This is a genomic window from Stenotrophomonas sp. 57 (assembly GCF_030291075.1).
In the GTDB taxonomy this organism is placed as follows: domain Bacteria; phylum Pseudomonadota; class Gammaproteobacteria; order Xanthomonadales; family Xanthomonadaceae; genus Stenotrophomonas.
In genome coordinates this window covers 4,248,526-4,261,654 of record NZ_CP127407.1, presented here as the reverse complement: position 1 = coordinate 4,261,654, position 13,129 = coordinate 4,248,526, and the positions used below count along the sequence as shown (strand labels likewise).

The following is a 13,129-nucleotide window of genomic DNA, read 5'->3' as shown; positions in this document are numbered from 1 at the left end:
TGCCGACCGTGGGTCGGCACGCCTACGTGTCGTCGCTTTCCGCGTCGGCCTCGAACAGGTGCATCAGGTCGTTGCGTGCATCACGCGAGGTCTGGATCACCGCCGCCTCGTCGTCGTACACCAGGTACTGGTCGCGCAGCAGCTGCTCATCATGCTCGCGGAAACGCTGCACGTGGCGTTCGGCCACGCTCGGCGCCACGCCCAGTGCAGTCAGCACGCGCCCGCTCATCTCCAGGCTGGTGCCGAACACTTCCCGGAACGGCTCGGCCGACATGTCCATCAACCGCCACGCATGCTGGCGGTTGCGCGCACGCGCCAGCACCGTCGCGTCCGGGTACAGCCGGCGCACCATGCGCACCGCGCGCAGGTTGGTTTCCGGGTCGTCCACGGTGATCACGAACACATCGATGTGCTCGCCGCCGGCCGCGCGCAGCATCTCCGGCCGGGTCGGGTCGCCGTAGTAGAGCTGGTTGCCGAAGCGGCGCAGGTCGGCCACGGTATCCGGGTTCGCCTCCAGCGCCACGAACGGCACCTTCTGCGCGGTCAGCAGGCGCGCAATCACCTGGCCGAAGCGGCCCATGCCGGCGATCAGTACCTTCGGCCGGTTGTCCGGTGCCACCTTGTCGGCGTTGGCCGGCTCGCGTGGAGCGGCTTTCTCCTGACCGAGCAGTTTCAGCAGCGCGATCATCAGCAGCGGCGTGATCGCCATCGACAGGCCGACGATCGCCACCAGCCGGTCGTGGTTGGCGTTACCCAGCAGGTGCGCGCGCTGTGCTTCGTTGAACACCACGAAGGCGAATTCGCCGCCCAGCCACAGCACGCTGCCCAGCAGAAGCGACTGCCGCGAACTGAGCCGGGCAATGCGACCGATCACGTACAGCAGGCCGAACTTGACCACCAGCAGGATCGCCACGCCGGCCGCGATCAGCCACGGTTCGGCGGCAATGCGATCCAGGTCGATGCCCATGCCCACCGCGATGAAGAACAGGCCCAGCAGCAGGCCCTTGAACGGCTCGATCTGCGCTTCCAGTTCGTGCCGGAACTCCGAATCCGACAGCAGCACACCGGCCAGGAACGCACCCAGGCTGGGGCTGAGGCCGGCCTCCTGCATGAACCAGGCGGTGCCGAGTACCACCAGCAGTGCTGTGGCGGTGAACACTTCCGGGCTGCGGGTGCGCGCGATGATGCTGAACACCTTGCGCAGCACCGGTCGCCCGCACAGGATGACCAGCGCCAGAGCGCCCAGCGCCACCATTGCATCCTCGAGGCGCAGGGTCTCGTTCTTCACCCCGCCCAGCAGCGGAATGGCCGCCAGCAGTGGAATCGCGATCAGGTCCTGGAACAGCAGGATGGCAAAGCCCAACCGGCCGTGGTCACTGTTGATCGCCTTGTGCTCGGACAGCAGCTGCAGGCCGACCGCCGTGGACGACAGTGCCAGCGCCACGCCCACCACCAGCGCGCTCTTCCACTGGAAGTGGTCGAGCAGCAGCAGGCCGCCCAGCACCAGCCCGGACAGCGCCACCTGCGCCGCACCGGCGCCGAACACCGAGCGCCGCATCACCTTCAGGCGTGCCGGCGACAGCTCCAGGCCAATCACGAACAGCAGCATCACCACGCCGATCTCGGCGGCGCCGAGGATGCGGTCGGCGTCCTGCACGAATCCCAGCCCGTCCGGGCCCAGCACCACGCCGGCCGCCAGATAGCCCAGTACCGCGCCGAAGCCGAATTTCTTGAACACCGGCACGGCGATGACCGCCGCCAGCAGCAGCACCAGGGCCAGTTCCAGACCACCGCTATGCATGGGAATACCTGGTCATCGGGGGAGCCCGCTGTGCGTCCGTTCGGGTGGAGAAAGCGTGGCGAACACCACCGCGCCATTATGCGCGCCGGTCTGTGTACGCACGAGAACAACCTGCGGGGCAGGGCGCTGCCGCGGCGGGACCGGGTTGACCTGCATGGTCCACGGGTCCAGACTGCCCGCCGCTGGCGGCGCGTCCGCCAGCACACGCATCCCGGAGTCCCCAACCCATGTCCAGCGACAGTAGAAGTCGACCTCGTTCGACGCCAGCGATGGCCACCGCCTGACATCGGGACGGTTTGCCTGCGTTGGCGTTGCGCGAGGTCGCACCCCCACAAGGCAAACCCGATGAACCAGAAGCAATTGCTGCGCCCGGTGGCCGATGCCGCCGCCCTGGCCGCGCCGCTGGCGAACTACAACACCGCCGATGCGGTGGAATTCCTCAACACGCTGGAACTGGGCCGCGCCGCGGAAACGCTGGCTGCGCTGCCGTTGCCGCGTGCGGTGAAGATGCTGGAAGCGCCGGAGCTGCACCGCAGCGGCGAGCTGGTGGCCGCATTGCCGCCGGCCCGCGCCGCCGCACTGCTCGGGCTGATGGCCGATGACCGGGCCACCGACATCGTCCACGAACTGGACGAAGAAGAACGCGCACGGCTGATCCCGCTGCTCGGTACCGATGCCCGCCAGGCCATCCAGAAGCTGCTCAGCTACCCGCCGAACACCGCCGGTGCGCTGATGACCACCGAGTACGTGGCCGTGCCCGCCAGCTGGACCGTTGCGCAGACCCTGCAGCACATCCGCCAGGTCGAGCGAACCCGCGAGACGGTGTACGCGATCTACGTGCTGGACCCGACCAGCCAGCAGCTGCAGCAGGTGGTGACCATGCGCCGGCTGATCACCGGCCTGCCGGAGGAGTCGATCCTGGACGTGGCCCAGGTCAACCCGCCGGTGACGGTGGACGCGCTGATGGACCAGGAAGAAGTGGCCCGGCTGATCCGTCGCCACGACCTGCTGGCGATCCCGGTGGTCGATGCGCAGCAGCAGATGCTTGGCATCGTCACCGTCGATGACGTACTGGATGCGCTGATCGAGGAATCCACCGAGGACGCGCACAAGTTCGGCGGCATGGAAGCGCTGGACAAGCCGTACATGCAGATCGGCTTCTTCGAGATGCTGCGCAAGCGCGCCGGCTGGCTGAGCGTGCTGTTCCTGGGTGAGATGCTGACCGCCAGCGCGATGCAGCACTACGAGGACGAACTGGCACGCGCGGTGGTGCTGACCCTGTTCATTCCGCTGATCATGAGTTCAGGCGGCAACTCCGGTTCACAGGCCACCTCGCTGCTGATCCGCAGCCTGGCGCTGCGCGAACTGCGCCTGCGCGACTGGTGGAAGGTGGCCATCCGCGAGATTCCGACCGGCATGGTGCTGGGTGCCATCCTCGGCTGCCTGGCGATCGTGCGCATCGTGATCTGGCAGCTGGGCGGCCTGCATGACTACGGCGAGCACTGGATCCTGCTGGCGATCACCATTGGCGCGGCACTGGTCGGCATCGTCACCTTCGGCTCGCTGTCCGGCTCGATGCTGCCGTTCATCCTCAAGCGCCTCGGCTTCGACCCCGCCAGCGCCTCGGCCCCGTTCGTCGCTACGCTGGTGGACGTGACCGGGCTGGTGATCTACTTCAGCATCGCCGCGATGATCCTGCACGGCACTCTGCTGTAACTGCTCTGGTAGGTGCCCACCTTGGCGGGCACGCGCCACGGTCACTCGGGGGTCAGATCCCTTTCCCGAGGAAAGGGATCTGACCCCATCGCCCTGGAATTTGGTTACCGTAGGCGCATGAGCACCTACCACCTGCAGTCTGTGTTCCGTCCGCAGTCGGTCGCGGTGATCGGCGGCAGCCCGCGTGAGCGTTCGGCCGGCCGCGCGGTGATGCGCAACCTGCGCGGCACCGGCTTCCCGGGCAAGGTGGCGTGGATCAACCCGCGGCATGCCGAGATCGATGGCATCCGCACGATCAAGCGGTTGAAGGATCTGGACTGGGTACCGGACCTGGTGGTCATCACCGCACCGGCGGCGATCGTGCCGCAGGTGGTGCGCACCGCCGCCGAACGCGGCGTGCAGGCCGCGATCATCCTTACCGCGCACCTGGGCGAGGGCCCGGGCTCGTTGTCTGCACAGGTCGAGGCGGTGGCGCGCAAGCATGGCCTGCGCATCCTCGGCCCGCACTGCCTGGGCGTGATCGCACCGCATGCACGGCTCAACGCGAGCATCGCCGCGCACTTCCCGCAGGCTGGCGACCTCGCCCTGATCTCCGAATCCTCGGCCATTGCCGCCGCGCTGGTGGAGTGGGGTGTAGCGCGCTCGGTCGGCTTCTCCGCCGTGGTGTCGCTGGGCGACACGATGGACGTCGACTTTGGCGACCTGCTCGACTACTTCGCCACCGACTACCGCACCCGCGCCATCCTGCTGTATGTCGAGCAGATCAAGGACGCGCGCAAGTTCATGTCGGCCGCCCGTGCCGCCGCGCGCGCCAAACCGGTGGTGGTGGTGAAGTCCGGCCGCGCCGAGCGCGTGCAGCCGGGCAGCCGCGATACCCATGTGCAGGCACTGGCCCGCGCCGACGACGTGTACGGCGCCGCGTTCAACCGTGCCGGACTGCTGCGCGTGGGTGCGCTGGATGAACTGTTCACCGCTGCCGAATCGCTGGGGCGGTTGGGCACCTTCCCGGGCCGCCGCCTGGCGATTCTCAGCAACGGCGGCGGCGTCGGTCGCCTTGCCGTGGACCAGCTGATCGCATTGCGTGGCACGCTGGCCAACCTGTCCGACAGCACGGTCGAAAAGCTCGACGCCGTACTGCCGCAGGGCTGGTCGCGCAGCAATCCGGTCGACATCGTGGTCGACGCCGATGGTGAGCGCTATGCCGCCGCCATCGAAGCGCTGCTGGCCGACAACGAGAACGACGCGGTGATGGTGGTCAACGTGCCCACCGCCTTCACCTCGTCCGCAGACGCTGCGCAGGCGCTGACCCGCACGCTCGGCCTGCGCCCGCGCCATCACCGCGACAAGCCGGTGTTCGCAGTCTGGCTGGGCAACGATGACCAGGCCACCGCCACGCTCAACGCAGCACGGGTGCCGACCTATCCGACCGAGGCTGAAGCGGTGCGCGGCTTCCAGCATCTGGTGCGCTACCGCGAGGCGCAGAACGCGCTGATGGAGACGCCTCCCAGCCTGCCGCAGGACTTCAGTGTCGACGCGGCGGCCGCACGCACGCTGGTCGATGCCGCGCTGGCCAACGGCCAGCATTGGCTGGACCCGCTGGCCACGCATGAGCTGCTGAAGGCCTACGGCATTCCGTCGGCGCCGGTGATGCACGCGCGCGATGCGCACGAGGCGATGGACCTGGCGCAGCCGCTGCTGGAGCGTGGCGCCAGTGTGGCGCTGAAGATCCTGTCACCGGACATTCCGCACAAGTCGGAAGTCGATGGCGTGCGCCTGAACCTGACGACGCTGCCGGCAGTGCAGAGCGCCGCCAACGCAATCCTCTCGCGTGCGCGCCAGCTACGGCCGGACGCGCGCATCGATGGCCTGCTGGTGCAGCCGACCATCATCCGACCGAAGGCACGTGAGCTGATCGTCGGCATTGCCGATGACGCGACCTTCGGCCCGGTCATTGTGGTCGGTCGCGGCGGTACGGCCGTGGAAGTGATCAACGACAAGGCACTGGCATTGCCACCGCTGGATCTGCGCCTGGCCCATGAGCTGATCGGGCAGACCCGTGCCTCGCGCATCCTCAAGGCCTACGGCGATGTGCCTGCAGCCGACGAACGCGCACTGGCCCTGGCGCTGGTGAAGCTGGCACAACTGGCCGCAGACATTCCCGAAGTGCGCACGCTGGACATCAACCCGCTGCTGGTCGACAGCAAGGGCATTCTTGCCCTCGACGCACGCGTGGCGGTGGCGCCGTCGCGTATCCTGCACAAGGGCCGTGGCCATCCGCGCTTCTCGGTGTTCCCGTATCCCAAGGAGTGGGAGCGCACCATCGAACTGTCCGATGGCGGACGCGCGTTCGTGCGCCCGGTGCGTCCGGAAGACGATGCACTGTTCCGTGCGTTCTTCGCCCGTGTCAGCGACGAGGACCTGCGGCTGCGCTTCTTCCAGTCGGTGAAGCACTTCAGCCACGAATTCATCGCGCGCCTGACCCAGCTGGACTATGCGCGCTCGATCGCACTGGTGGCGATCGAACCGCGCAGTGGCGAGATGCTCGGTGCGGTACGCCTGCACGCCGATGCCGATTACCACCGCGGCGAGTACGGCATCCTGATCCGCTCGGACCTGAAGGGCCACGGCATCGGCTGGCGGTTGATGGCGATCATGATCGAGTACGCCAAGTGGCTGGGCCTGGACGTGGTCGAAGGCCAGGTGCTGCGCGAGAACAGCACCATGCTGGCGATGTGCCAGAGCCTGGGGTTCAGGACGAAACTCGACCCGGACGACCCGACGGTGATGATGGTGACCCTGCCGGTGCAGCAGGTTGAGGTGCCCCAAACGCCTATGTAGAGCCGAGCCCACGCTCGGCTGCCCCTGCGCCTGAGCCGAGCATGGGCTCGGCTCTACAGCATCAGCGCACCGGCTCCACCACCACTGCCGTGCCATAGCACAGCACCTCGGTCAGCCCGGTCATTACATCGGTGGCGTCGTAGCGCATGCCGATGATCGCGTTGGCGCCCAACTGTCGCGCGTGCTTGACCATGTCGCGGTAGGTTTCCTCGCGCGCCTGTTCGCACAGTTCGGTGTAGATGGTGATGTTGCCGCCGAACAGGGTCTGGATGCCGCCGAGGAAATTGCCGACGATCGAGCGCGAGCGCACGGTGATGCCGCGTACCACGCCGAGGTTGCGCACCACGCGATGGCCGGGCAGCTCGAAGGCGGTGGTGACCAGCGCATCGTCGAAACGCAGCGCGGGCGGGGACGTGGGGCTGCTGTTGTAGGGGTCTGCCATGGTCGCGTCCGTGTCGTAGAGTCGAGCTTGCTCGACTCTACAGTGCAATCACCCGTTGCGGCATGGTGCCGTCACCCCGCCGGCGCGACAATATCCCCATGACCGACCGTATCCCCCTGTTGCTGCTGCCTGGCCTGCTCAACGATGCCGAGCTGTGGCGCGCGCAGTTGGCAGACCTGGCCGACATTGCCGATTGCACCGTGGGTGACCAGACCCGTGGCGAGACCCTGCAGGCAGTGGCCGAGGATGTGCTGGCACAGGCACCGGAGCGCTTTGCGCTGGCCGGCTTCTCGCTGGGTGGCTTCGTCGCCCAGCAGATCCTGCGCATCGCTCCGGAGCGCGTAGTGCAGTTGGCGCTGGTTGACACCTCGATCCACGCCGACTCACCGGAGCGCGCCGAGCAGCGCCGCAGCCAACGCGCCAGCGTGCGCCTGCCGGGCAGGTTCCACGGCTTCGGCGATGCGCTGATGCGCAGCTACATCGACGCCTCGCGGCTGGACGACTACGTGCTGGTGCAGCGCGTGCGCGACATGACCGCCCGCCTGGGGGCGGAGGTATTCCTGCGCCAGAGTGCGCTGGAGCGGCGCGACGGCCATGACGTGCTGGCGGGCTACCGCGATCCGCTGCTGATCGTGTGCGGTGCCAACGACCGCATCACGCCGCTGGCGGTGAGCGAGGAAATGCATGCGTTGGTGCCGCATTCGCAGCTGGTGGTGGTGCTCGATTGCGGGCACCTGGCGCCGATGGAGAAGCCTGAAGAAGTCAGTGCAGCGATGCGTGGGTGGTTGCTGCAGGGCACGGAGTGAACGGTAGGTGCCGACCTGGGTCGGCACGCTGTTTCAACGATCAATCACAGGTCAGTGCCGACGCAGGTCGGCACCTACCGATTCGGTTCCGCAACCGCGGTCGCCATCAATCCCAGGCCGGCGCAATGCCTTCCGGATTGGCCAGGCGGTGCCCCCGATCCAGCTTGGCGATCTGCGCCATGTCCTCGTCGGTCAGCCGGATCGCGGCCGCGTCCAGGTTGCTGGCCAGGTTCTCGCGCTTGGTCGAAGACGGAATGACCGAGTAACCCTGCTGCAGGGCCCAGGCCAGTGCGATCTGCGCGGGCGTCGCCTGGTGGCGGCCGGCAATGGCCTGGATCACCGGGTCCTTGATCACCTCGCCATACGCCAGGCTCATGTAGGCGGTGATGTGGATGCCGTTGTCCTGCAGGAACTTCACCAGCAGGCGGTTCTGCAGGTACGGATGGATCTCGATCTGGTTGGTGGCGATCGCATCGGCGCCGAGGATCTCGATCGCCTTGCGGGTCTGGGCGATGGTGAAGTTGGAGATACCGATCGCCCTGGTCAGCCCCTGCGCCTTGGCTTCGGCCAGCGCCGGCAGGTACTCCTCCATCGGCACGTCGACCTTGTCGTTCGGCGAGGGCCAATGGATCAGTGCCAGGTCGACGCGGTCGGTGCGCAGCTTTTCGAGGCTGGTACGCAGGCTGGCCAGCAGCGCATCGTGCTTGAACTCGGAGATCCACACCTTGGTGGTGAGGTACAGATCATCACGCGGCACGCCGGACTCGGCGATGGCCTGGCCGACTTCGGCTTCGTTGCCATAGATCTGCGCGGTATCGACGGCGCGGTAGCCGACATCCAGTGCATTGCGCACCGAGTCGATCACGGTCTGGTCTTTCAGGCGGAAGGTACCAAGGCCAAAGGCGGGAACAGTCATGGAAAGCTCCAAGGGGGGAGGGAGTTGCAAGGGAAAGAGGGTAGGACAGGTGCCGTATGCATGCCGGCAACGCTGCATTGCATGGATCAGTGCGCGGCCACGGCGATGCCGTCGGCACGATCCTCGATGCCATCACGACGGTCCAGGCGGCCGCTGAGCACGGTCAGCGCATAGGCGCCCAGTACCACCAGCGCGCCGAGCCACGGCGTGTGCATCAGGCCGACGTGCTCCACCACCAGGCCGCCCAGCGAGGCGCCCAGCGCGATGCCGATGTTGAAGGCGGCAATGTTCAGGCCCGAGGCCACGTCGGTGGCCTGCGGTGCATAGCGCTGCGCCTGCTTGACCACATAGACCTGCAGGCCGGGCACGTTGCCGAATGCCACGGCGCCCAGCGCCAGCACGGTCAGCAGCATCAGCCAGGCGTTCCAGGCGGTGAAGGTGAGCGCGAACAGCACGATGGCCAGCAGCGCGAAGATACGCTTGAGCGCGGGCACCGGGCCCATGCGGTCGGCCAGGCGCCCGCCCCACAGGTTGCCGATCGCCACCGATACGCCGTACACCAGCAGCACCAGGCTGACCGCGTTGGCCGAGAAACCGGTGACGTCCTGCAGGATGGGCGCCAGGTAGGTGAACGCCAGGAAGGTGCCGCCATAACCCAGCGTGGTCATCGCATAGACCAGCAACAGGCGCGGCTGGGCGAGCACCGCCATCTGCTGGCGGAAGCTGGACGGGGCGCTCTGCGGCACGCTGCGCGGCACGAACAGCAGCGCGCCCAGCAGTGCGATCACACCGAGCCCGGCCACGGCCAGGAAGGTGGCGCGCCAGCCCAGGTGCTGGCCGATGAAGGTGCCCAGCGGCACGCCAGTCACCAGCGCTACGGTCAGGCCGGTGAACATGATGGCGATGGCACTGGCTGCCTTCTCCTTCGGCACCACCGCGGTGGCGATGATCGAGCCGATCGAGAAGAACACGCCATGTGCCAGGCCGGTGAGGATGCGCGCGGCGATCAGCGACGTGTAGCCCGGCGCCAGGAAGGCGATGACGTTGCCGACGGTGAACAGCACCATCAGCGCCACCAGCAGGGTCTTGCGCGGCACGCGGCCGGTCAGCGCGGTCAGCACCGGCGCGCCGATCGCTACACCCAGCGCGTACAGCGACACCAGCAGCCCGGCCGAGGGCAGGCTGACCTGCAGGTCGGCGGCGATGGTCGGAATCAGGCCGACGATGACGAACTCGGTGGTGCCGATGGCGAAGGCACCGAGGGTCAGGGCCAGCAGGGCAAGGGGAATGCCACGGATCATGGCAGGCTCCAGAGGGAAGGAAGGCGCGCAGTGTGCGCGGTCCACCTTTGCCTAAAAACCCATCTTCACGCCAATCACTCTTGCCGCGTGGTCAATAATGGCGGCATGAAAACCACCCTCGATGAAATGCAGGCGTTCCTGACGGTGATCGACAGCGGTTCGATCAGCGCCGCGGCCGAGCAGCTGGGGCAGACGCCCTCCGGCGTCAGCCGTGCGCTGGGGCGGCTGGAGGACAAGCTGGGCACCACCCTGCTGACCCGCACCACGCGCCGCCTGCACCTGACCGCCGAGGGCGAAGCTTACCTGCGCCATGCCCGGGCGATCATCGACGCGGTGGAATCGGCCGAGGAACAGATGGCCGCCCGCCGCGAGCGCCCGGCCGGACGCCTGCGCGTGGATGCGGCGATGCCGTTCGTGCTGCATGTGATCGCGCCGCTGGTCGCCGGCTATCGTGCGCGCTATCCGGAAGTGCAGCTGGAGTTGAACAGCTCCGAGCGCTACATCGACCTGCTGGAACGGCGCACCGACCTGGCGATCCGGATCGGGCCGCTGGCCGATTCCACCCTGCATGCGCGGCCGTTGGGCCGCTGCCGGCTGCGTCTGGTGGCCAGCCCGGCCTATCTGGCCGCACATGGCGAACCGGCCAGCGTGGCGGCGCTGGGCCAGCACACGCTGCTCAGCTTCAACGAACCGGAATCATTGAATCACTGGCCACTGCCGGGCGATGCCGATGGCCTGCTGCGGGTGCACCCGGACATCGCGGTGTCCAGCGGCGAGACGCTGCGCCGGCTGGCAGTGGAAGGCGTGGGCATCACCTGCCTGTCCGACTTTGTGACCGACCGCGACCGCGCCGCCGGCACGCTGGTGCCGGTGCTGTCTGCGCAGACGCTGGACGTGTACCAGCCGATCCATGCGGTGTACTACCGCAACACCGCCGTTTCGGCGCGGATCAGTTCGTTCCTGGACTACCTGGGTGAAGCAATGGCGCAGAGCGATTACCTGCGTTGATGTGCGCCCAGCGCAGGCTCGGCTCTACAGAGCCCGGAACGATTGACGGCCCGGTGTAGAGCCGAGCCCGCGCTCGGCTGCCTGCAAAGGATCAGGCTGCGCGCGCCAGCGCATCCTTCGCTGCGGCGGCGGTCGACAGATCGAACACATCCACCGCATCGATCAGCCGGTTCGCCTGCTGTTCCAGGCTGCGCGCGGCGGCACTGGCCTCCTCCACCAACGCGGCATTCTGCTGGGTGGTGCCATCCATCTGGATCACCGTCTGGCTGACCTGCTCGATGCCAGCGCTCTGTTCCTGCGAGGCCGCGGAAATCTCGACCATGATGTCGGTCACGCGCTGCACCGACGCCACGATCTCGGCCATGGTGTCGCCCGCCTCGCGCACGCGCTGCGCGCCGTGGCCGACCTGTTCCACCGAGGCCTCGATCAGTGCCTTGATCTCCTTGGCGGCGGCGGCCGAGCGCTGCGCCAGCGTGCGCACTTCGCTGGCCACCACCGCAAAGCCGCGACCCTGCTCGCCCGCGCGTGCGGCTTCCACTGCGGCGTTCAACGCCAGGATGTTGGTCTGGAAGGCGATGCCGTCGATCACGCTGATGATCTCGGCGATCTGCCGCGACGAGGTCTCGATCGCACCCATCGTCGCCACCACCTGGCCGACCACGCTGCCGCCGTGCGAGGCGACCGTATGCGCGCCGATCGCGAGCTGGTTGGCCTGGCGTGCGTGTTCGGCGTTCTGGCGCACGGTGGAGGTCAGTTCCTCCATCGAGGCAGCGGTTTCTTCCAGGTTGGCGGCCTGCTGTTCGGTGCGGCGCGACAGGTCATTGTTGCCGGCGGCGATCTCTGCGGCGGCGGTGTGGATGTTGCCGGAGGCGTGCTTGATGTCGGTGACGATGGTCGCCAGCTGCGCGGCGGTGGTGTTGGCGTCACCGGCGATGCGCGCGAACACGCCCTGGAAATCACCGTGCATGCGCGCGCCCAGACGGCCGTCGGCAATCGCGCGCAGCATGCTGGAAACCTCGCCCAGGTTCAGCTCGGTGGCCTGCATCAGGCGGTTCAGGCCGTCGACCATCGCGCGGAAGTCATGCTCGAAGCGCGCGCTGTCGCCACGCTGGCTGAAGTCGCCGGCGGCGGCGGCTTCGGCCAGGCGGCGGATCTCGCCGTTGATCATGCCGAGATTGGCCTTGGCGGTATCCAACGCATTGGTGATCACGGCCTTTTCGCCGGGCAGGCGTTCCATGTCCTGGCTGAGGTCACCGACGGCGTAACGCCCCATGATCGCGATCGCGCGCATCTTCACCTGGATGTGCGCATCCACCAGCGTGTTGCTGTCGGCCACCATGGTGCCGAAGGCGCCGGGGAAGGCGCTGGCGTCCATGCGGTGGCTGATGGTGCCGGCCTCATGCGCCTGCGCCATCGCGGCCTGTGCATCCAGCACGCCGCGCAGTGTCGACTGCACCGCCTGCATGGCCTGCGCGAGGCGACCGATCTCGTCGCGGCTGCGCACCTGCACCACATGCTGCAGATCACCGGCGGCCACCGCACGGGCGGCGGCTTCCACTGCCAGCACCGGCTGCACCACGGCACGCCGCAGCCACCAGGCCAGGCCCATCAGCAGCAGCGCCGCGGCCAGCACGGTCAGCGCCGCGCACAGCAACAACGTCTGCCGTGCCTGCTGAGAACGCGCGGCCACCGCCGCTTCGGCCACCTGCGTGGCGTGCGTGCTCAGCGCATCCAGTGCCGTCGCCACCGGGCGATCCTTGCCGCGCACGAGGTTGTCGCCGGCGGCGGGGTCGTAGCCGGCCTCTGCAAATGCCTGCAGGGCAGCGTGATAGTCCTTCTGCAACTGCGCGTGCAGGCCGATGAAGGCCTTTGCGAGTTCACGCGTGCGCGCGTCCGGGCTGGTCACCAGGCCCTTGGCCAGCTGCTCGACCAGACGGCCCTCGCTGTCGAAGGCATCCAGATGGCGCTGGCGCAGGGCATCGTCGTGGCCGCGCAGCAGCACGTTCTTCCATTCCTGCACCTGGCCGCGGAACTCGCGCTGCAGGCGTTCTGCATCGCGGCTGTGCGCAACTTCGGGCGGAACCTCGGTGGACAGTTTCAACCAGGCGGTGGCCAGGCCGGCGAGGGCGCACAACAGGACCACGGCCAAGCCAACGGAGACCGCACCAAGCAGCTTGGACTGCAGGCGCGGTGCACGGACAGACGCATTCATGTGGAAGGACTCTCGGGAAGGGGCGATTCGGTATCGGCCCGCGCCACTCCGCTCTGAAGTGCGACGTGAATCACATTCCCGTTTCATTT

9 protein-coding genes are annotated in these 13,129 nt (G+C 67.7%); 4 read left to right on the top strand and 5 right to left on the bottom strand.

The features are described 5' to 3' along the window. Nucleotides 1–22: 22 nt before the first annotated feature. Nucleotides 23–1,801, bottom strand: a complete 1,779-nt coding sequence (locus QP512_RS19580; RefSeq protein WP_286070339.1) for a monovalent cation:proton antiporter-2 (CPA2) family protein — start codon at nucleotides 1,799–1,801, stop codon at nucleotides 23–25. Nucleotides 1,802–2,146: 345 nt separating this feature from the next. On the opposite strand from QP512_RS19580, the gene mgtE reads away from it, so the two are divergent. Continuing rightward, on the top strand, nucleotides 2,147–3,517 hold the full coding sequence (gene mgtE / locus QP512_RS19575; RefSeq protein WP_286070338.1) for a magnesium transporter: 1,371 nt from the start codon (nucleotides 2,147–2,149) through the stop codon (nucleotides 3,515–3,517). Nucleotides 3,518–3,634: 117 nt separating this feature from the next. Then, complete coding sequence (locus QP512_RS19570; protein WP_286070337.1) at nucleotides 3,635–6,355, top strand: bifunctional acetate--CoA ligase family protein/GNAT family N-acetyltransferase; 2,721 nt, start codon at nucleotides 3,635–3,637, stop codon at nucleotides 6,353–6,355. Nucleotides 6,356–6,416: 61 nt separating this feature from the next. Here QP512_RS19570 and QP512_RS19565 read toward each other — a convergent pair whose 3' ends face one another. Then, on the bottom strand, nucleotides 6,417–6,797 hold the full coding sequence (locus QP512_RS19565; protein ID WP_010482286.1) for a YbjQ family protein: 381 nt from the start codon (nucleotides 6,795–6,797) through the stop codon (nucleotides 6,417–6,419). Between the two features lie 98 nt (nucleotides 6,798–6,895). On the opposite strand from QP512_RS19565, the gene QP512_RS19560 reads away from it, so the two are divergent. Beyond that, nucleotides 6,896–7,603, top strand: coding sequence for an alpha/beta hydrolase (locus QP512_RS19560; RefSeq protein WP_286070336.1), 708 nt, complete (start codon nucleotides 6,896–6,898; stop codon nucleotides 7,601–7,603). 106 nt (nucleotides 7,604–7,709) lie between these two features. On the opposite strand, the gene dkgB is transcribed toward QP512_RS19560, so the two are convergent. Continuing rightward, nucleotides 7,710–8,519: a 2,5-didehydrogluconate reductase DkgB gene (gene dkgB / locus QP512_RS19555; RefSeq protein ID WP_281055774.1), complete on the bottom strand. Its 810-nt coding sequence runs from the start codon at nucleotides 8,517–8,519 to the stop codon at nucleotides 7,710–7,712. Nucleotides 8,520–8,605: 86 nt separating this feature from the next. Next, the gene (locus tag QP512_RS19550; RefSeq protein WP_286070335.1) at nucleotides 8,606–9,820 is read right to left on the bottom strand and encodes an MFS transporter; all 1,215 of its coding nucleotides are present in this window, start codon (nucleotides 9,818–9,820) and stop codon (nucleotides 8,606–8,608) included. 105 nt (nucleotides 9,821–9,925) lie between these two features. Here QP512_RS19550 and QP512_RS19545 point away from each other — a divergent pair, with 105 nt between their 5' ends. Then, entirely contained in the window at nucleotides 9,926–10,828 is a 903-nt protein-coding gene (locus QP512_RS19545; RefSeq protein WP_286070334.1) for a LysR family transcriptional regulator, read from the top strand. Between the two features lie 91 nt (nucleotides 10,829–10,919). Here QP512_RS19545 and QP512_RS19540 read toward each other — a convergent pair whose 3' ends face one another. Further along, nucleotides 10,920–13,040, bottom strand: coding sequence for a methyl-accepting chemotaxis protein (locus tag QP512_RS19540; RefSeq protein WP_286070333.1), 2,121 nt, complete (start codon nucleotides 13,038–13,040; stop codon nucleotides 10,920–10,922). Nucleotides 13,041–13,129: the final 89 nt, after the last annotated feature.